Origin of the sequence: Acanthopleuribacter pedis (assembly GCF_017377855.1) — a bacterium.
Classification (GTDB): Bacteria; Acidobacteriota; Holophagae; order Acanthopleuribacterales; family Acanthopleuribacteraceae; genus Acanthopleuribacter; species Acanthopleuribacter pedis.
This window is the reverse complement of the sequence record NZ_JAFREP010000008.1, coordinates 132106-154364: the sequence shown is the minus strand read 5'-3', so window position 1 is coordinate 154364 and position 22259 is coordinate 132106. Positions and strand designations below refer to the sequence as shown.

The following is a 22259-nucleotide window of genomic DNA, read 5'->3' as shown; positions in this document are numbered from 1 at the left end:
CGCCGTTGCGACGGCGTAATCCCGTTCTTCAGCAGATCGCCCACGCCTTGCCGACTAGATCCCCGACCCCGAGTCCTCGGGCATCTGCTCCGATTTTGCCGGCGGCCGATGAGCCTGATCACCCGCTTCGCCGTCCGACGCCGCCTCAACGTTCTCCGTCGGTTCAGTTTCTGTTTTCACCTCCGGCGGTGTCGGCACGTCGCGAATTTCCTCCGGCGAGGCCACAACACGTTGCGAGGAAGCGCGCACGAACAACACATCGCCCACCGCGTCATAACCCTGGAACAGGCCCTCGCCGAAGTGTTTGACCATTTCATTGCGGTACCCCAGGATGACCAAATCGGCATCTCGTGAATGCTGGTTGACCAGCGCTTTGACGGTATCAGCATAAGGAATCATGGTGATGTTATTGGGAGAAATCGGTAGCCGGCCCGCCCGAACCAGCACCCGCAAGCGCTCCTCCTCCTCACTCATTTTCCGCTCGGGGTAGGCTGCAAAGATTTTAACCGCGCCGTCACGCCAATCGGGATCACCCTGAAAAATGTAAGCCAGCAGAATCATCAGGTTGGCGTTGTCCTCATCCTGAGGTGTAATCCAAAGGTGGATCTCGCTGCGGTAGCCAAAATTGCGATCCGAACTGGCGAGGATAAAGAAATCAAATTGGTTGGCGGCGACCAGCGTTGCGTGAGAAATAATGCCCGCCAAATCAACCGGATCACGTTTGCTAAACTCCATCAACAGACCGTTGTTCTCGTGACCGCTCACACCCGGTAACTGGATCACCTGAGAAATGGCGGAGGTCTCGGACGGCGACACGATGGTGTCCACAAATACCCGACCGCGCCCTACCTTGATCAATCGCAGCAAACGCGCCATGGTCTCGTCGGCAACCTGCTTGGTTTCTTTTGAAAGGTAACCGCGGATAAAGTGGATATAGGTTCCAAACCCGTGGCGGTGCGACATCCAGCGGAGCAAATCCAACGCGGAAGTTCGCGTAAAGGTACTCGCCGAAACACAAACCACGGAAGGACGCCAATTGAGCACATCCTGAGCCTGACGCCTCTTTTGCATAAAAATTTGAATCTGGCGGCTAAACTGAAAAATCACGCCTTGGAAAATGGCGGCCAACCCCGATTTATCCGGGTTGGTATAGCTAATCACCAAATAAACCAAGGTCATGATGGACAACGAGAGGAACGCATAAAAAGCGTTCATCTGGAACATCATGAAGAAACACATCACGGCGCCGAACAGCGAGATGTACCAACGCGAGTTAAACGTGGGCCGGTAGGCGGGATCAGCGGCGAAATGCTCCAAAAAGGAAATCAAGCAGATCGAACCGTAAGCCACCATGAAAAACATAGAAATGATTTCGGCAACCGAGTTGACATCGCCCAGGCCGACAAATAAAACGGCGATCACGCTGACAACCAGGGTTGCATTAAAGGGTTCGTTGGAGGCGCCTTTACCTTTCGACAGCCATTTACCTACCTCCTTACCGGGAAACAAATCGTCGGCACCAATCGCCTGAAGGGTTCGCGGCGCAACCAAAATCGAGCCCACCGCGGAGGAGAAGGTGGCACAGGCGAGACCAATAGGGATGATCGGTTCCCAAATGGCAATTTCGCCCATCACCAGCGGGTTGCTGTTGAGTTCCTCGGGCGTGGCGCGGTAGCCCAAAAAGTACGCAAGGGCCAGGTAAACAACCATGCCGAAGATCGTGGCGGACAGGGTTCCCAATGGAATGGAGCGGCGCGTGTTTTTGAGGTCGCCACTCAGTCCCACGCCGGCCGTCATGCCGGTAAAGGCGGGAAAGCAAATGGCAAATACATAGAAGAAGGGGTCGGGATCAGCGACGGTCCGGGTGAGGAAACTCATGTCTTCCGGCGGCGCGCTAATCGGCGCACCAAAAAAGAAGAAAACAAGCGAGAGAGCCAGCACCGCGACCACCACATAGAGGACCTTCATGCCCAGGTCGGCCCCTTTATACAGAACAATGGCGCACAACAACAACGCGGCGGGCATACTGACAACCCGCATGTCGGTGATCACAATGCCGTGGTCGGCCTGCAGCCAAGCGAATACGGGACGAAAGGCCTCGGCAAAGGCAATCACATAAAAGGCAACGCTGACGGCCTGCGACAAAAACAAGGCCAAGCCAATGGCCCCACCGATGGTCATCCCGAAGGAGCGGGAGATGATGTAATACTCCCCGCCGCCCTCGACCTTCTGGTTGGTCGCAATCTCGGCGATGGCCATGCCGGTGGGAATGGTGACCAGGTGACCGAGGAGAATAATAAGGAAAACACCCAAAACGCCGACATGGGCCACCGCATACCCAAAGCGCAGAAACATGATCGCACCCAAAATGGTCGAAATCGCGGTGAGGAAAACGGGTGCAGTACCAAGCTTTGGTCCAGGTGTACTCATAAAACGATCTCCATTTTTTGATAAGGCGGTGGAAAAATAACGAATGCATCACCGCTGAAATCCGGGCGCTTCTTCGTTTAAAGTGTGGGAATCGATTCATCCTAACACGTTCCGGTCAAGGATGTTGTTTACAAGATACGGGTCGCAGACGGGCTGACGGCATGTTCTTGTCCGCGCCCATAGCGAGGGTGGTGTTGGTGATAAAGAGAGACCGTCAGAGAAGGCATCACCAAAAAGGCCCCGTCAAAAGTGAATAAGCCCGCGACCTTTTTTGTTTCTTCCTTGAACCCGCAAGAACCGCCGCCGATCCATTCGAAGAACCGCGGATCCAAGCCCGCATTTCTTATAAGGATTCGTCGCGAGCAACTAAAAGCCTTGTGAGATATGCGGGCTAGCCTTTTCCAATCACAACGGCCGGCCGGAAGCGGGGCGATGGAGGAAGTTTCATGAGTTTGACAGCCAAGTTTGCCTTGTTCACGTCGGCCTTGTGCGTTGCGGTCATTTTTAGCATTACCTACCTTTCCTACCGCATTAGTTACAAAGAATTAGAATCATCACTAGGCCTGCAATTGGAGGCCATTGTCCGCACCGGCGCCACCCGCATCGACGGCGACAAGCACGATCAAGTGCGCGGCATGGCCGACCAAAACGCGCCCGCTTTTTTGGAACTGCGTGATGTTTTACGCGAAATCAAAACCGCCAACGAATTGGAAACCGAGGTGTATACCTTCCGCCAAAAAGGCGAAACCCTCGAATTCGTGATCATGACCAATGAGAAACCCTTCATCGGTGATACCTACCAAATCCGCCCGGAAATGCGCGATACACTAATTAAAGGGAAACCGGCGCATACCCAACTCTACGGCGACCACCATGGTGAATGGATTTCCGCCTATGCCCCGATCTTCGACGCGGACGGCAACATCAGCGGTTTGCTTGAGGCCGATTATGAAGTACACACCTTCTTTGCACTCCTGCGGGAAAAATTCATTTACCTCATGCTCAAGGCCATGGGTTTCGCGCTGGTCGCCATGGTGTTAAGCGTGCTCCTCGCCAAATCGGTCACCCGTAAGCTGGTCTACCTCACCAACATTACCGAACGCATTTCCCTAGGGAAAATGGATACCCCGATTGAAGTGAAGGGCCGCGACGAGGTGGCCAAACTGGGCGGTTCTCTGGAACGCATGCGCGAAAGTTTGGTCATGGCGGCCAAAATGCTGGACTAGCCCGCAATTCTCACAAGGATTGGTCGCGAGAAGCAGAAAACCTTGTGAGTACGAAGATGACGACCAAGCCACGGCACAGGGGTCCGACCATTCCCGGGTCCGACCATTCGGGGTCCGACCTATCGGGGTCCGACCATTCGGGGTCCGACCATTCGGGGTCCGACCTATCGGCGTAGCAGCTGAGGCGAAGGCGGCTCGAACGAGTAAGGCGGCCGGCCGCCCCGCGGATGGCAAACCCTCGTAATCGCATGGCTTGCCCCGTAGCAGAATTCCTTGTGAGAAATGCGGGCTAACCTATCCCATTCAGCAAAAACCATCGCGGCGGCGGTCTTCACCGCCGCTTTTTTTATTTCCAAATCCACACCTAAACCATTTATTTAAAATTATTTACACCAACCCAAACAACAACAAAACGCCTGAATTTAAAAAAGTTGGTTTTTGGCGTTGACGCACCTGGGGTGCTGTGGTTCAATGTCGATATTGAGATTTGATCTCAATACACAAAACACATACGGCCATCTCAAACGCTTCCGTAACTTGTGTTTTCCGCGTTCCTTCGCCACACCCAACTCCCGAAACCCAACGGCGAGGGAACCCGCTTTGACGCCTCGCGGAATGGGGCGCCCAACCACCCCATTCCGCCCTCCGGCGCCGTCCTCCAAGTCCGCATTGCTCACCAGGGCTCAGCTTTTCAGTCGAAGCCCTGGCGGGAAATGCGGGCAAGTCCTCAACCGGGTGACCTTTTCCACGAACCACCCGAAAAGTCCAATCTCCAACAAAACATGCCGGACCTGTTCCGATCCTGCATGGTTCCTGTATTACGGGGGCGGCAAACCGCCTCCCTTTTTTTCACAAAATAACCCCTTATCCTCGCTCCGCTCCGACAGCGTCCCCCTATCCCGGTCGCCTATCGGAGCAAACGGCGGCCGTCCCATTTTGTCGTGGGGGCAAAATGGGCCTGCCGCCGCCTTCCTCCTTCCTCGCTCCCCTCCTGTTTCCCTCCTCAGAAACAGGCTTCTCGGTTCAACACCAACCACTGAACCGACCAGAACGTCGGCCGTCCCATTTTGCCGTGGGGGCGAAATGGGACCCGCCGACGTTTTCCCTGATCCTCGCCTCAGTCTGTTTTCTCCAAAAAACAGGCGCGTCCGGGTTCCACCTCTGAACACCGGCGCACCGGTTCAACACCAACCACTGAGCCGGATCGAACGGCGGCCGGTTGTTTTTGCCGTGGGGGCGAGAGCAGCCGGCCGCCGTTTGTTTTGCCCACGCTACCAAGGCGCGAGACGACGATTATCTTTTCTTGATCGTAAAAAAGGCGGCTCATTTGGTGATTAAGACCCTACTCGCCGCGGAAATGAAGCCTTGCATGCCATCCCAGCTGCCAATTAGTGATAGGATGGGCAAAATTTCGCAAAGGCAACAATGTGGTGCCCGATCAAGAAGCCGTTTCACGCACCTTAAACGAACTGAAGCACCAAAAAATCCAACCCGTCGCCAAATCACCGCGCTACTTGCTGGCGCTGTTGGTTGCCGCCTGCGCGGTGATCCTCCTCCCCGCCGCCTACTTGGCACTCATCACCGGGCTCAGTTCCCTGCTTTGGGTCTACTATGACTACCTGGGTTGGAAGTTCAACCACATCCAAGATTTGATGTGGCTACCCCTCTATTTGGGTCCGGCCATCAGCCTCGCCACCTTGGTCGCGTTTCTGCTTTACCCCGTTTTCACCACCCGAATTACCCACCTCACCCAAAAGGTGCTCGAGCCAAAAGAACAGCCGACCCTTTACGCGTTCGTCGCGCAACTCTCACGGGTCCTGGGCGTCAAACCACCGCAATTGATCAGCGTCACCCACGAGGCCAACGCCTTCGCGGGACCGGCCGACGGTTTGTGGGGTATGTTGCGCGGCAAACGCCGCCTGGTCATCGGCCTGCCCCTGGCCGAGCTGCTCAGCGTGAAACAATTCGGCGGTATCATCGCCCATGAACTGGGTCATTTCAGCCAACGCAACGGCCAATTTCTGGTCACCCTGATGCGCATGGTTCAATCCTGGTTCCACCGCGTCGTCGCCGACGAAAACCACAACCTCGAGCGCTTCACGCAACGCTTGTCCCAGGAATGGCGGGTCATCGGCATCTTCATTATGTTCGCGCGTGCCTTGCTGGTGATTACCCGCTTCTTTTTTGTCGCCTTTGGCGCCGCCGCCGATCTCGTGACCGGCTTCCTCCTGCGTCAAATGGAGTACGACGCCGACCGGTACGAGGCCCGTCTGATCGGCATGGACGTTTTTACCGAAACCACACGCGAACTCTTTTACATCCAACTCGCCCACGAGCTCGCCATGAACGAACTTTTGCTTTATGTGCCCGAGGGGAAACTGGTCGACAACCTCGCCGCCTTCACCGCCTACCACCGTCAACGTATCAGCGGCGAGACCTTGCGACGTTTTAACCAATTACAGGCCGAAACAACCCGTTCCCTTTCCGATTCACACCCAACCTTCCAGAAACGCATCGAAAATGTGCGCAAGGCCGGCGGGCAGGCCATCCTCGTCAGCGAAGAACGCGCTACCAGCTTGTTCCAAGATTTTTCCGAGCTCTGCCGTTCCTTCACCAGCGCTTATTACCGCGCCTTGCTCAAGGAACAATTCCAACCAAACATGTTGCACGACGTGGAAACCCTCACCTTGCAACGCAAGATCGAACACGAGGCCGGCCAAGCGCTCGCCCGCTTCTACCGCGGCCCCCTCAACCTCTCCTCGGGCAGCTTGCGCTTCCCCTCACGCTGGGAACGGGACAAAAAAGGCTTCGTTCCCAACCCATTGGCCTTGGCCAAACAAGCGCGCCGCTTTTTCGAAGAGGAACAAGCCGATTACCGCCGCCTCCTCAACCAATACGAGGTTTTGTTACAGCAAAAAATGCAGTGCCAAAGGGTGCTTTTGTGCGCACCCTTCGCCCAGTCCGAGCCCAACGAAAGCAAACCCTTCAGCCACAACCACATCGAAATCCTCAATGGGCAAATGCTCAAGGTACGTCGCCTGATCGCACGCCACGAAACCCGCCAAGGCCTGCTGTGGTGGCAACGCGGTTTCTTTTTTGATCAAATCGGCCATTCAACCTGGGTGCCCGAGGCCTTGAAGGCCTTACCCAATTGGCGCGCGCTGCTGCGGTTGCTCAACCAAAGCCTGCCCAAGGTGGAGCAACTGCGCTTGGTGCGGGCCGAGGTCGCGGCCCTGCTGGAACAGGAGCAGGCCGACGCCAAAAGGAACCGCGCCCGCGACCTGCTGCTCAAACAAAAAGCAACCACCTTGTACACCATGACGCGGGTCATCGTTGAGCCCTTGCTGCACCAAAAGCTTTCGTCGGAATCGGGAGGCCGCGAAACGGATCTGGGCACCTTGCCGGCATTCCACCAACCCCGCCACGGCGGCCCCCGCGAAATCTTCAAGGCCGCCACCCTCTTTATCGAGCAATTCCACGATTTGCGCTGCCGTGTCATCGGCCGTTTGTGTTTGTTGGCGGAACACGCCGACACCGACGCCGGCTTAGATCCCTTACCCCAACCGGACCCCGCCGACGCCCCCACCAACGTGTTGTTTTAGCAAAAAGATGATGCCCAAAAGGGACCCGGGTCCTGGCTCGGAAAAGCAAGACCCTACGTCCCAAGGTAATGCGGGCGAGTGACACCCGTTTCCCAACGCAAGGACCCGCCCAGGACTGTTGCACCATTTTTTCGCCACGGCGACAAGGGCTGTCATAACCGAGTGTTATGCTGGAGGTGCTTTTTAATGAACAACCGCGGCGTTTTTGCAAGCGACGGTTTATGTAGAGAAACAGCCGCTCGGCTTGCATGTCCTCTTTCTTCACGCCTCAGCGTTTGGCAGGAGACGGAACCCCTATGCAACGAAGCACCTTCTTTCGGACTTGCGCCCTCGCCCTCGCCGTCCTTTCCTTTTTTCCCCTATTTGCTTTTCAAGAACCGCCGATAACCCGCATCGCGCCCCGTGAGTTGCCCACCCAGCGGGAAAAAATCGAACCGCTTTCTTCCGATGCCGACCAAATCGGGTTGCGCACCGAGATCCCCTATACCCACATCAACGAGTTCACCGGCAAACTCAACATTACCCTGGAAGCCGTCGGTGTTCCCGGCCTGAGCCTGACCCCAATCTACAAAACACCGGAGGAACCTTACTGCCGCAACAGCTCCGACTTCCAGCTTTGCCAACTCTCCGGTACGCCCGACAGCCATAACCTCGGCCTCGGCTGGCGCTTTAATCTGGGTTACATCGTCGCGCGTAACCGCGTGATCAGCAGCGCTTTTGCCGATTGGGAACGGGTGCGTTTTGTCGACTCTGCCGGCAATGCCGCGGTTTTCGGTCGCGACGCCTTGTTCCAAAAGGGACCTTTCGACGGCGGCGCACGGGACGCCTGCGACACCTTCGGTTGTCTGCCCGAGCAGGCCGACGTGCATTTCATCGACCGGAGTTTGCGCCGCATCACACGGCAATGGCGCGACGACGGCAGCCTGCTCCAGGGTTTTTCCCAAAGTAATTATTACCTCAAAGAACCCAACGGCCAGGTAACCGAGTTTTTGGCGCAACGGCGCGTTACCGATGAAGCCAATCGTTCGGCCGTACGTTTCTATCCGATTCGCATCACCCAACCCAACGGCCGTTCCCTGACCGTGACTTATGTCGGTGGCTTGGATGCCGACGGGACGGTTCCCGAGCCGGCGCGCATCGCCTCGTTGGTCGACCAAGACGGGCGCCGCCTCGTTATTGATTACCACGGACCCGAAAGCGTCCACCAAGGCCTGCCGGAAAAAGTCGAACTCCGTTACGGTTCGCAAACCAAGCTGATGGCCCGGTTTGGGTATCAAACGGTTGTTGCGGGAACCCGCCGCACCCAAAGCCTGCACACCGTGACCACTGCCGAGGGCCGCACTTTTACCATCACTGCCGGGCTCGAGGGACGGGACAAACCCGTTGTGACCGATTTACAACTCCCCGGCGGCGGTTTAATTCATTATGACTGGGCCGTGCAGCCGTTTAAGTACGTCCACGTGGATGACGGCGATTGCCGACCGCGGCGTGCCGACGATGATTGCATTGAACTTGAGACCCGCGAGCGCGACTATTTGCGGCTTTCCTCGGTGAGCCACGGCCAATCTTGGTTGGCGCTTTCTTACCGCCAGGGTTCGCCCGATGAAGAATGGGAATTCGACGGCCGCGGCTTTATCGAGGTCACCGTTTTTGAAGAGATGATGGAAACCTTCAACGAACGGACCACGCGTTACATCAACACCCCGATTCACCACACCCTCTACCAAACCTTCGAATTCGATTACCTGGTGGGCCTGCCCGCGACCCAACGCACCCTGTTCGGTTCTGAGGTGGCGCGAGAATCTTGGGACTACACGCCGGTGTTGTCGATTGGCGGCCATGCCGGCGGCGACGCGGTGCGCATTCACGCGGTAAAAAAACACGGTCGTTTGATCGACAACGTCTGGCTGGATCGCCACTATAGCTACGCCTGGTACGGCGCCGACACCGGTCTCGACGCATCCCGCATCCACGAAGGTTACCTGGCCCCGCTCAGGATCCGCGAGCAAGCTCGCGACAGCGCCTACTACCGCGAGCAGGTTTTCGAGTACGACCACCGTGTTGTTGCCGATTTCGCCGGCACGGACGACACCCGTTTCGATGCCTATGCGCTCAGTTTGCCGACCATGCTGGAAGAACGCGGGCTGACCCGTGACGGACCCGCCACGCTCAAACGCACCGTTCTCAAATACGAAGATCCGCGCTTTCCGCTGCCGACCACCAAGATTTACCACCGCAACGCGACCGAAACCGAGGTGGAAACCCTGAGCTACCATCCCGGCGGACGGAATCGCGGCTATTTGGCCACGCGCACTTTCGGCGGTGTCAGCACCATTCACACCCAGGATTACCAGTTTGGTATCCCGCGCTACGAGGTGCAGCCCGAAAGCACGCCCATCATTCGTTACCTGAACTTCGACGGCACCCTCGAATCGGAAACCAAAAACGGCATCACCACTGAATACCGCTACGACAACGACCGGCGCCTGACGCGCATTTTGCGCCCGGGTCGTCCCGACGAGGTCACCCGCTACCGTGACGACCACCTCGGTTCTTCCCGTTTCTGGGAATTCACCGAGGGCGTTGCCAACAGCGATGTGATCCAATTCGATTTTCCGACCCCGGCGCTGGGTGTTGGTTTCGTCACCCCAACCGTGCCCATTGAAACCATCACCCGCGACGGCATGGGCCGTGTCGTCAAACGTTTGCAAGGCGTTTGGTCCTACGCGGACTACGAAACCACCACCAAGTACGACGCCTTTGGGCGCGTCGCCTACGAAACCGATTCGCGCGCCCGTGGGATTGCCTACCGCTACGACGTGGTCGGGCGGGTCGTGAAAACGTGGTTGTTCGCCCTCGGCGGAAGTGTCGGCCTGGATCAAGCGCCGACCACCGATTTCGCCTATACCCGTACCGCGGACGGCAACCTGATCACCGTGGAAACAGCCAGAACCCATCGCGATGGAACCGCCAAGGTCAAACGGGTGGAACACGACATTTTGGGTCGGGTCGTGCGGGCCTCAACCAACGGCCACGAAACCGTGGTCACCCACACCGCCCATCCGCGCGGCACGGAAACCGTCACCACCCCCTTCAACAACCCCGCCTATGCACGGCGCCAGGTGACCAGTTGGTTGGGGCAATTGATGGAGGAACGCCATCCCGAGATGGATGAACCCATGGGTTACGCCTACGACGGGCGCGGCTTGCGGGTGCACCAATACGCGGGTGAATTGCCAAACCCGGTTTGGGAGGTCTGGAACCGTTATGACGGGCTCGGCCGGTTGGTGTTGCAGGAAGGACGCAACTTATTAACCGTCGGGCAGGAGGTGTTACGCCCGATCAAGCAGTTCACCTTCGACGATCTGAACCGGCTCGTGCGGGCAACCGCCTATAACGACGACGGTTTTTCGGCGCCGGTTGTCACCCATTATCGTGATTTCAACGCGCAACACCAACCCCGCGTGATCGAGCTTCGCCTGCCGAGGCTGCAACCAGGCGACCTGGCGGAACAGGGTCGTTTGACCCGCGATGTTACCGGCGTGAGAACCTACCAAATCAAGCAGGCCTACGATCATTTGGGGCGGGTTCGCGAGGTGCAGCATCCCAACGGACGGGTGGCCGCGCGCAACCATTCCTACCACCACCAGGAATTGCAGGTTTATTACGGGCGCGGCCCCGAGGATCCGGCCGGACCCGACTTCTTTAAGGTGGTTGGCGCGACCCATTTTTGGACCCCGGGTTCGGCACCCTGGTGGCGCAAGCTGGACGGCGGGCGTTGCCAAAGCAGCGATTGCCTGCCGGTATTTCCCGGGCCGGCCACCGACGATGCAACCCTGCAAGCATTGATCGATGATGTGGTGGCGCGGGTTGCCCAAACCCCGATTTCACCCGCGGGCACGCGATCCGGCACGGGCCCGGCTGATGCGCCGGAGCACCAAGCTTTGGCCGATTACCTTGATTTGGAAGACGGGAGCAACCGCGCCGCCGCGCCCATCCAAATGGTCACTTTCTTTAACACCTTCGACGCCGCCCATCGCGCCGTCGCCTCTCGAATAACCGCGGCCGGGGCAAGCCAAGCCTTGGTCGCGATGAACCACATTCGCTACAACGAATTCGGGTTCATCACCGGCTTCGAGCGCCAAGACGCGATGTTCCCCGAGGGTATCCACATCAACCATGGCTACGACGCGCTCGGGCGATTGGCCGGTTTTAGCCTCGGCGCCGAAACCAACCGCTACGGGTATGACGATGCCGGCAACTTGCTGACCCGATCCGGTTTGACACTCTGGGCCGGCAAAACGCGTCTCCAGTTGCCCGCCTTCCAAGCAAACCTCGCGGGTGACAACCCCTACCAAATCGGCACGGGTAACCAATTCGACCGCCTGGGTCGCTTGGTTGCGAACGGGGGCAAGCACAGCCGCTACCGGCGCAACGGCCGTCTCGACCTGGTGTTGGTGGGCACAAAGCACGTTCCCGGCTTCCTTCGTTCAAACGTGGAAGCCAAACATTTTTACGATGCCTTCGGGCAACGGGTGGTGTCGATCCGACCCAACGAAAGCCGAATCACCTATTCGATTCGGGACCAAAACCACAGCGTCATCACCGAGGAAGAGGTGGCCACCAACGGGCTCAGTGACGGCAACGCCTTATTGGCGCGCCGTCAGTACATCACCCACCAGGGACAGGCCGTGTTTACGGAGACGCAACGGTTCATCGCGGGTGGTTTGGCATCGACAGCTTATCGGTACCGCATGCCGGACCGCACCGGTAACCCGATCCTGACGTGGGCGCCGCAAGACGCGCCAAACGCGCGGCAACAGTTTTATTCGCCCTACGGCTTGCAGATGGTGGCGGGGAACACCTTCGAAGGACCGCACGGATTCACCGGCCATGAGGAAGACCCGGACGGATTGATTTACATGCGGGCCCGTTTCTACAACCCGGAAGCGGGCTGTTTCACCCAGCCGGATCCGGGTCGGGACTTTGATGCGACGATTCCGACCAGCTATAATCTGTACGCATACGCGCGATCCAATCCAATGGGGGGTTACGACCCAAGCGGCGAAGTCGTCGAGACCTTGTGGGACGTGGCCAACATCGGCATGGGCGTGGTCTCGGCGGTGGACAACATCAGCCAGGGCAACTGGGGCGCGGCGGCCATTGACGCGGGCGGTGTGGCACTGGACATCGGCGCCACCTTGATTCCGGGCGTGCCGGGCGGCGCGGGCACGGCCATCAAAGCGGCGGGCGGCGCAAGCGAAGCCGGCGCGATGCTGGCAAAACACGGCACTGAAATGATGGCCATGGCCTCAGCCGCGGCCACCAGGCTCCAGCAAAACGTAAAAAAGGGTTTGGCATTTGAGAAGAAGATCGGGCTGCCGAAGAATACCAGTAGGATAATAATAAAAAATAGCCGGGTAGATTTCCGTGTTCCCGACTTCTTGGACGATTTCGATAAAACGATTGGAGAAGCGAAAGCCACAAAGAAGATTCACCTTTCCAGCCAGATAAGGGAATACCTTCAATTTGCAAAAGAAGCAAATTATACGTTCACACTTTACGTAAACCAGAGCACTATCCTGACTGGACCTCTGCAGAAGTTAATTGATTCTGGAGAAATCATCCTGGAGCGGGTTAAATGACCAAAGATAATTTTCATCAACAGCATCTGAATCGATTAGAAAAAGGCGAAAATCTTTCTCCTCAAGATGAAAAGGTAAGAAATCATATACTGAAAAGCCGCGCGAAATACCTGGCTGCCGGTAAGGAATTGCTGGATGAACTCAGGAGTGAGGGGTTTGACATAGTCGCGGTTCAGGACTTACGAGCAAGCGGAAAAAAATACCCTAGGGCCATTCCTATTCTTGCGAAATGGTTACCAAAGATTAAATATGATGCGCTACGTAATGATATTGTCCGAACACTGTCAGTACCATGGGGAAAACCGGCTGCCGAGGTGCTGATTAACGAATTCAAAAGAGCTACTCTCGATGAAGAAAAAAACTATCGCGCAGCAATAGGAATCGCCTTAGAAGCTGTTGCGCAGAAAAAGCATTTCTCAGACTTGGCCTCAATTGTCAAGGATCAGTCAGCAGGATATACGAGAGCAATGGTCATTCGAGCCCTAGGCAAAATTAACCATCCTGACGCTTCAGACGTTCTGTTAGAAATTCTTCAAAATGGAGAAGAAGTGGGACATATCCTATTTGCACTTCGCCGATTAAAAACCAAAGTTTCCAAGGATCGAATTTCACCATACCTTACCCATGAGTTACCTTGGGTCCGCAAGGAAGCTAAGAAACTCCTCGAGCTTCAAGACAAGCTCTACAAAAATTAGTTGATGCCGGTGACATCGTTTTGGAGCGGGTTAAATGAACAAAAAAGATCTTTATAACAAGCAACTGGCTCGCCTTGAGGAAGAAAGCATCCTTTCACAAAAAGATAAGAAATTAAAGACTCACATCGAAAATAGCCGGCAAAAGTACAACTCAACTCAAAAGGGTATCATCGAAGAACTTCATCAGCTCGGCTATAGTATTCAATATGTTGGAGAGCTTTCGACGACTGGCAAAAAGTACATAGACGCTATTCCTATTTTGACAAAATGGCTACCTATAGTGACTTACAAACCTTTAAAGCACGATATTTTAAGTCTGCTCTCTGTATCGTGGGCAAAGTCTGCATTTAATGTTCTTATACAGGAGTTCAAAAGCACAACAGATGAATATGACAAACGGTACAGATGGGCTGTGGGAAATGCCTTGGCATCGATGGCTTCAAAAAATCATTACCTCGAACTAGCTTCTATAGTTCGTGATCGATCAGCGGGCCACACAAGACAGATGGTTATTGAAGCTCTGGCAAAAACAAAACACCCAGATGCAGCGGATGTTCTGTTGGAAAGCCTACAGAATGATGATGAAGTGGGCCATACTTTATTGGCTTTACGTCGGTTGAAAGCTCGGGTCCCCCGTGAGATTATTGAACCTTATCTAGGGCATGAGTTTCCCTGGGTCCGTAAGGAAGCCAAAAAACTGCTTGAGCTTCAAGACAAGCTCTACAAAGATTAGTTGATACCGGCGACATCGATCCTCACACATAGGGCTATCGAGAAGCACCAAGCCAAACGAGCCTCTTGTTGGGAAAAAACGGCAGGGGTCGGGGTGCGCCACCCCGAGCGGGCCGGGGCGACGCACCGGGTAGCTTTTGGTTTAAGCTTCGGTGAACCAGCGGTAGACGTTGGCCGACCAAGGGTCGGGGTCTAGGTCGCCGAAGGCCGGAACGCCTTGGCGCATCGCCTCGATCAGGCGGACACTTGCCGCGCAGGGTTCCGCGACGCGTTGCAAACACACCGCCACGGTCGCGGCCGGCTCGGAGACACCGTATTTGGCGACCCAGTCGCGGATTTCCGCCGCCAAGGATTCGTTGGGCACGCAGGCGGTTTCTTTTTCAAGGGGCGGCCCGATTTGGTTCAGCGCCTCAACCACGGCCTCCTTGCGTTCTTTGAAGGGCAGCGAGGCCAAGGAGGCGGGATGAATCGGGCGACCAAACACAATGTCCTGGCGGCCGAATCCCAGCGGGAATTCCAATCGTTTTTCCACGGGTTCCACGGGTAATCCGCCGACAAAACGCACGGGTACCAAGGGAATCTGGCAGGCAATGGCCAAATCGATGAAGGCGGCGCTCAATCGGGTGACCGGCTTGCGCGCGTGCAGAGAGCGCGTGCCCTCAACGTGGGCGGTCAGGTTGCGTGGATCGGTTTCAAAGGCGCCGACCCAGGATTTGAGCAGCTCGGGCATGGCGGCGGGGTCCTCGCGCTCGAAGAAAACCATGGTGCGCGGATCAAAGGCACCCGGCCATGCCAGATGGAACTCGCGTAATTTGCCAATCCAGGATTGGCGGTGTTCGGCTTTTGCCAAGGTCCCGCTGGGGAGCCCCGTCAGCGCCGAAACAATTAAGGTAAACACGACCGATTCCACGCCGACCTGGTGGTTGGCCAAAAACAGGGCCGGCTTGCCGCGAAGCTGCTCGAAGGCAAGCGCGTCTTCGAGGTATACATCCCCGGCGAATTGCTCGGCCAAACCAACGTACATATCCTCGAGCGGCCAGTGGGGTAACCCACTCCACTTGCGCCAGAAATCACGCATCTCGCCGAAGTCGGTGCGCGCTTCGCCCTGGTGACGAACGCGGAAGGTGGTCCCCTCTTTTTCCAACTGGTAGGCCCAGCGCTGCATGGGGCGCCGGGCGGCCCACACCTGCTGCCGTGCGGCGTCGATACGAATTTGGTCGGGGTGCCGTTCGAACAAAGCGGCGAAGTGATCTTTCACGGCGACCTGCATGGCGAGTTCGCCCTGTGCCTCATCGGCGCGGTAAATGGTGGCCACGGTACCCGGCAACCAATCGTTGGCGCGCAGCTCGGCCACCTCCAACGTGGTTTCCTCGGCGCCGACCCGGCTCAAGGCGACACCGGTGCCGGCCTTGCGGTCGCGTAGGAACGCGCGTCGCGCCAGGGGCGGTTGATGGCCGATCGGCCCCTTCGGCAGCAGAATTTCCACAAATTCCAAAGCGCACCACACGCGGCCGTCCGCGATGAACTTGGCCTGGAAACGCGGCAGGCGCCCTTCGTCGGCAAAACCCGCGAACAAGACCTCGCAACGAACGGAGCCCTTGGGCGCGGGCCCGAAAAACTCGGCGTGTTCCAAACGGTGAGGGTAAGCAATCCAATCGTTTTCGATTTTGTCGGACCAACGGTACAGGGTGTCGTGGGGCATCATGTGGGTCACACCGTCGAGCAACAACGGGTGAATCGCGCCGCGCGGCACGGTATCCAAGTCGGCGTCGAGATCGGCGACGGCGCCGCGATGATCCTGCTTCAGGCCGGTCATAATTTGGAAGGCGGGACCGTGGAACAAAATGCCCTCGCCGTAAGGGTCCGCGTCGGTCGCGTCGTCGGCGAGCACCAGCGGTTCGTAAGCGGGCGCCTCGGCATAAGGACCGCTGCGCAAACGCGCGGTTGCCACTTTCTCGAATCGAGAAAGCTCGGCCTTGGGCGCTTGACGCCATGCCGACAAGGTGGCGGTGGTCCAAGCATCGTCACCTTCTTCCAACTCGATTTTGACCTGGGTCGGCCCGGAAAGGGTTAACCACCGAAAAACTTGGAGGTCTTGCAAGGCAACCACCGGCTGATTGGTACGTGCCTCAACCGCTTGGGCCAGGTAATCGGCCATGGACATCATCGGTACCGCCGGCAAGGTCCAGGTCGGGCGATGGTCGAACAGCCAGGTGTCTTGGTCCGGGTCGATCACAAAGGATTCGTCCGTGTCGTGGCCCGGTCCCTTGGGGCGGCCCTCGTCGGGTACCAAACGCATGCCCATTTTTTCGGTGCCGTAGATGCACCGGCCGTCACACCACAGGAACCCCTCGGCGACAGCGTAAGGGTTGCCTTCGGCGTCGACGCCCTGCTCGATGATTTCGATTTCGGTGGTGATCATTTTGTTTTTGGGAACAACTTGGCCGCGGTAGTGCCAAATCATATCGTGCCCCAGTGCCAGCGGTTCGAAACGCAGCGGGCGTTCACCCTGGTGCATGCCGGTTTCAAGCATGTAAAACTGCAAAAGTTGGATCAAGGCCTCAAGCCCCAGCGAACCGGGCTGGACGGGGTCCTGGAAGAAGTGGGCCTTGAAGAACCACTCGGCGGGGTCGACGTCTTTCTCGCCACGCATCTTGCCCAGCCCTTTTTTGCCGCCCTCGGGCCAGAAACCGGTAACGCGGTCCAGCATCAGCAGCATGGGCGCGGGCAGGCACGGGGACCCCTCTTGGTAGGGGGTGTTGCCGGGTTTGAAGTCGACGAGGAAATCGCTGGGTTCGGCAACAGCTTCGGCGCGGGTTTTGGTCGCGGGCAAACCGACCTGGTTGGCCAGCGCCTCGGCGGGGAAAAACCCAAACACGGTTTTAAGGGTGTAGATCTCGCGCTCAGCCTGGGTGCAACGCACATCAAAGCTGACGATAATCATACCGGCGGCCTTGGAGATGTTGGTCAAACGGGTGTGGGTCACGAGTGGATCGCCACCGGGCAGCAACTCATTGTGCAGTTTGCCGTCGCCGTCGAGGTTGCGGAAATAGAGATCCTGTTCGGTGGTTAACGCGCTGCCGATATAAGAAGCCAGCCAACCGCAAGGTTGCAGGGCGGCCTCGAGCAACACGGCAAAAGGCATGGTCGGCCAAGCGTTTTCGTCAAAGTACCAGACGGAATCGGGAATGTCGTATTCAACGGTTACGGCCGAGCCGACTTCCATGCCGCCCATCTTGCCCTCAACGTGGGCGATGCGGGACATGAAGTGGTAAGGCGGTCCCGGCAGGCGCGGTACCTTCCCCTGGTCAAAACGTCGGTACATGGGGCCGAAGGCGTCGGACGGTTTGCCCCAGGCACAGGCCAGCAGGCTGGCGTAGTCGAGTTTGAACCCGTCGACGGTGGCGAAAGGACGCCCGCTGTGGTCCTCGGTCAAGGCGGCGGGTTGGGTCGTCAGCGGCCAATCCGGTACCAGACGCAGCCCACAACGACGGGCGTGGAAGGCTTTTAAGCCGTCGGCGGTGCAAAGCAGGTCGGCGTAAAGGGTGGGATAAGGTCCGTCGATGACTTCTTCGATGTAGAGTTCGTAGGTCAGCACCTTGCTGGTCGGGGTTACCTGGCCGCGGCACCGCATTTCGATGGTTTCGCCTTGGACGGGCTCAAAACGCCAGCCGTCCTTGTCGAGGGTGTAACCCAGCGAAGCCAGGTAGAAGGCCATCGCTTGCAAACAGCCCTCGAACATCAAGGTACCAGGCATGCAGGGATCGTTTTTGAAGTGGCCCTCGAAGAACCAGTGTTCCGGCGTGATGTGCTGGGTGGCGTGCAGGTAGCCGCGCTTCCAGGGGCCGCCCTTGCGGTCCAACACATCGATTTGATCGAGGAACAGCATGGGGCCGCCCTGGATGTTGGGGGTGCGGTTGTGGGTTTGCGCCCATTCGAAACCGGGTCCCATGCAGCGGAACAGGTCGCCTTGATCGGCCCAGGCACGCAAACGCGCCTGATCGAAGGCGGGCGCGATCTCGCCGACGACGGGCGCATCAAGCCGTGGGCTGTCGGTGTGGTCGCCTTCCTCGGGCGTCCACAGAATTCCGGCGGAGTCGGCCAACTCGGCGTCGGAGAAGAAGCCGGCCTGGCCGTTACGCACGCTCATGCGCAGGTTGCCCTCGCGGTCGTGGCAGTCGTATTTGAAAAACATCAGCCGGGTTTCGCCGTGTTTGGCGTGGCCGTAAACGTGGATGTCGTAACGCAGGGTTTCACCCACGGCGGGCAAGGGACCGTGGTAGGTCAGATCGCAGCCGAGCAAACGGTAAATGCGGTCGCTCTGGTTGTGAAAATCGATGCCCAGCCAGGAGATGAGCAGCAAATCGGCTTGGCCGGATTCGATGAACACGCCGGCGGGCATGCGGCCCATGTGCAGGTACCAACTGTCGGCGCTGACGTCGGTTTCGGTCCAAATGGTGCCTTTGCCCATGGACTTGGCCTCGGCATCGATGCCGGTGACGCGGTCGGCAAGCAGCAGCGGCGGTTCGGGCATGCGTACTTGGCGATGGTAGCCGTCTTGGCCGGCGAAGGCGGGACCGAAGATGTCGGAAATCCGGCCGGAGGCCAGAACTTCTAAATCGGCACGGCTGCATTTCAAGCCGGGCAACGCCTCGGGCTGGTGTTTGTCGAAACGGGGGTTGGCATCGGCGGGTTGCCAACCGTCCGGCGTGTTGGCGGGTTTGGCGGCGGTTGTAACAGGCGCGGCCTTGGCCGGTGCCGGGACATTTGCCTTGGGCGCAACAGGTGCGGCCTTGGGGGCGACAGGTTTCGCTTGCGTCGAGGCGCTTGCCTTGGCCGCAACAGGCGCGGGTTTGGGCGCGGGTTTGGGCGCGGGTGGCGCGGCGGCAACGGGTTTCGCGACGGGCGGTGTCTGAACCACGGGCGCGGCGGGCACGGGTGGTGTCGGCTCAAAAACAGGTGACGGCGTTTGCTCAGGCGCGGAACCACCCCAGTCGTCGCCGTACCCCGCTTCAACCTGACCGGTACCCATCTCCACCAATGCCCGGGCGGCTTGATTGCGCATCGCCAAGAACTGATGGTGGACCTGCTGTTGTTGCTGCAGGTATTGCTGGTGGGCGTTGCTCATGGTTTGGTGCCACAGGCGCAAGGCGTCGCCAACACCGTCGTTCAAAACCTCGGGAAGCTCGGCGTTCCAAACCGCGGCGGGCTCGGCAACCGGTGCCTGGACAACCGGCACGGCGGCAACGGGCGTGACGGGAACCGCCGTTGCGACAGCAGGCGCGGGCGCTTGGGGTTGCACCGGCACGGGTTGCGGCGCAACGGAAGCATGAGAATTGATTTCGGTTACAGGTGGTAACCAGGGCGCGGCGGCCATCGTTTGCGGGGTATGGGATTGGGTCATGTCGATCTTCTCCGGGAGCGGCAACTGGATGTCGGACGGATGGGCCGCGAGGTTAAGCGTGGGCGCGAGCGGCGTGGCCGGCTCGGGCAAGCTGTCGGGACGCAACGGGGCGCCCGCGTTAAGGAAATAGGTTTCGGTGGCGGCGCCGTACAAACCGGTTTCGGACACACGGGCCAGACGCGCGTCGGACCAACGGCCGGCCACCTCGCCGCGGCGGGGTTCAAGCCCAAAGGCGCAGGACAAAACGGCGGCGGCGGCGTGGACCAAACCCGAGGCGGCGTGGGCGTCACCGACCACACGCGAAACGTCGTAACCGGTACCCTCGGATTCCGGGCCAAAATGAAGGGCGGCAATCCCCGGCCGTTGTTGGTCGGCCAACTCGGCCAAAATGGAATCGCCGGCGGCGAGGGCGTCGGTTTTGCGTTTGAGCACCAGCACCACCGCGGCGTCGGCGGGCGCGCTGTTGCGACCCAGCGCGGCGGCGGCACTTTGGTTGCCGGATTCGGTCGCCAAGTCAACGGCGGCCACGACGGCGGCATCGGTTTCGCCGGCACGCAAGGCACGGGCGGCCAATTGCAGGGCGGTTAAACCGGACAAAGCCTCGCGGGCCACGGTGAAACTCGGCCCGCGGAAATCGAATTGGCTGTTGAGGCGGTTGGCGGGAATATTGGGCATGGTCCCCAACACGCCGGCGGCGGTCAGGCTCGGTAACACGGATTCCCGCGCGGTTTCCAACCAAGCGGCGTCGCGGTCCATGCGCGCGGCCCATTCTTCCAAACTCCAGCGCAGGCCGTAACGGGCGATTTGGTTATCGGCGCCCATGCCCACAAACAACGAGGTCGAACGGGGCAAGTCCAGCGGTTCCAGGGTTTGGCGGGCCACCTGAAGCAACATGTTCTGCTGGCCCAAGGTTTGTTCAAGATCGCGCGGTGGAAATTTGAGACCACGCAGGGACAGTTCAATATCACGCGCAGGCGCCGCGACGCGACCGTCGGCGTCGCTTTGCAAAGCGGTCTCGCCGCCAAACACGCAATCGGAAAAAGCGGCGGTATCCAGCTCACCCACGCGCACACCGGTCGCCACCACCACGATGTCACCCAGCGGCGCAGCGGGCACAAACACCCGCGGGGCGTGGCCCGGCTCGTATTGGTCGACGATCATGTGGGCGTTGTTGCCGCCAAAACCAAAGGCACTAACGCCGGCACGCATCGGCCGTTCACCACGCCAAGCGGTTAATTCGTTTTGCAGGCGGAAGGGCGTTTCGGCCAAGGCCGTGTTGGGGGCCTCGGCGGCGTGCAGGGTCGGTGGCAGTTGTTCGTGCGCAAAGGCACCCAGCACTTTGATGAGCGCGGCGGCCCCGGCCACGGTAATTAAATGGCCCATGTTGGATTTCAAGGAACCCAGGGGCACGCTGTCGCGGCCGCGCAAGGCCTCACCGAACACCCGTGTCATGCTCTGGAGTTCGGTGGCGTCGCCGACGGTGGTTCCAGTGGCGTGGCATTCAAACAAGTCAACGCTATCTAGCGGCAATTCAGCCTGACGCCAAGCGGCTTGGACGGCCTGGACCTGGCCGTCGGCAGCGGGCACGAGCAAACCGCGGCTACGACCGTCGTTGGAAAGGCCGACCCCGCGAATCACGCCTTGGATCGGGTCACCGTCGCGCACGGCGTCTTCCAAACGCTTGAGCGCTACCAGGGCACAGCCCTCGGCAGGTAACAGGCCGTCGGCCTCGGCGTGAAAGGGTCGGCTGCGACCGGTTTTACTCAAGGCGCCAAGCGCACAGAACCCCATGTGGATAAACAAATCATCGGAGCGGTTGACCCCGCCGGCCAGCATCACGTCGGCGCGGCCGTCGTTGAGCATGTCACACGCGTATTTGATCGCGTACAAGGAAGAAGCGCAGGCGGCGTCGAGGGCAAAAGCGCCTTGGTCGAGGTTTAAACCCCGCGCCAACAACTCGGCGGGCAAACCCGACATGAAGCGGTTAATGGGAAAGCCTGGATCGACGCCCAACTTGGCGCGCAAGGCGGGATTTTGCCAGGCATCGCCCTGCTGCCCGAGCCAATGGGCGATGGCTTGGTTGACCATACCCTCGGTGGGAAAACCCAGGTTACCGAACACGGCACCGGCCCGTTGCCCTGCGGTACGGCGACCGCCCAAGGCCTCGCGACCACAGTGCAACAGCCAGTGCACCAAGGGGTCGGCCTGCTGAATGAGGTCGGGGTTCAGATTCAAACCATGGGGATCGAAGGTTTGATCGAAGCCGGTCACGTAGCCACCGCGATCCGACCAGGTACGGTCGCGGTTGTCCGCGTCGGGTGCACAGGCCAGACGGCTGAAGGGCACACGCCAGCGTTCGGCGGGCGCGCTCTGCAACAAATCACGCCCGGCGGCGACCTGTTCCCAAAGTTGTTGCGGCGACAAGGCGCCTGGCAGCACACAAGACGCACCGATGACGGCTATCGGCGAAAAAGACATGGTTGTCTCCTAGAATTGGTAAACCGAACAAAAAAACGCGGACCGGA

7 protein-coding genes are annotated in these 22259 nt (G+C 58.6%); 5 read left to right on the top strand and 2 right to left on the bottom strand.

All coding sequences use genetic code 11. From position 1 onward, the window contains the following. Positions 1-54: 54 nt before the first annotated feature. Positions 55-2430: an amino acid permease gene (locus tag J3U88_RS11230; RefSeq protein WP_207858848.1), complete on the bottom strand. Its 2376-nt coding sequence runs from the start codon at positions 2428-2430 to the stop codon at positions 55-57. A 446-nt stretch (positions 2431-2876) separates the two neighbouring features. On the opposite strand from J3U88_RS11230, the gene J3U88_RS11225 reads away from it, so the two are divergent. From J3U88_RS11225 to J3U88_RS11205, 5 genes are all read left to right on the top strand, one after another. Continuing rightward, positions 2877-3656, top strand: coding sequence for a HAMP domain-containing protein (locus J3U88_RS11225; RefSeq protein ID WP_207858847.1), 780 nt, complete (start codon positions 2877-2879; stop codon positions 3654-3656). A gap of 1430 nt (positions 3657-5086) precedes the next feature. Further along, the gene (locus J3U88_RS11220; protein ID WP_207858846.1) at positions 5087-7258 is read left to right on the top strand and encodes a M48 family metalloprotease; all 2172 of its coding nucleotides are present in this window, start codon (positions 5087-5089) and stop codon (positions 7256-7258) included. A 296-nt stretch (positions 7259-7554) separates the two neighbouring features. Next, complete coding sequence (locus tag J3U88_RS11215) at positions 7555-12903, top strand: RHS repeat-associated core domain-containing protein (RefSeq protein ID WP_207858845.1); 5349 nt, start codon at positions 7555-7557, stop codon at positions 12901-12903. Then, positions 12900-13598, top strand: a complete 699-nt coding sequence (locus tag J3U88_RS11210) for a HEAT repeat domain-containing protein (RefSeq protein WP_207858844.1) — start codon at positions 12900-12902, stop codon at positions 13596-13598. Before J3U88_RS11215 ends, J3U88_RS11210 begins: the two co-directional genes overlap by 4 nt. Before the next feature lie 34 nt (positions 13599-13632). Beyond that, positions 13633-14331, top strand: a complete 699-nt coding sequence (locus J3U88_RS11205; protein WP_207858843.1) for a HEAT repeat domain-containing protein — start codon at positions 13633-13635, stop codon at positions 14329-14331. A 141-nt stretch (positions 14332-14472) separates the two neighbouring features. Here the strand turns inward: J3U88_RS11205 and J3U88_RS11200 are convergent, their stop codons facing one another. Next, positions 14473-22212, bottom strand: coding sequence for a beta-ketoacyl synthase N-terminal-like domain-containing protein (locus tag J3U88_RS11200; RefSeq protein WP_207858842.1), 7740 nt, complete (start codon positions 22210-22212; stop codon positions 14473-14475). Between the last annotated feature and the right edge of the window lie 47 nt (positions 22213-22259).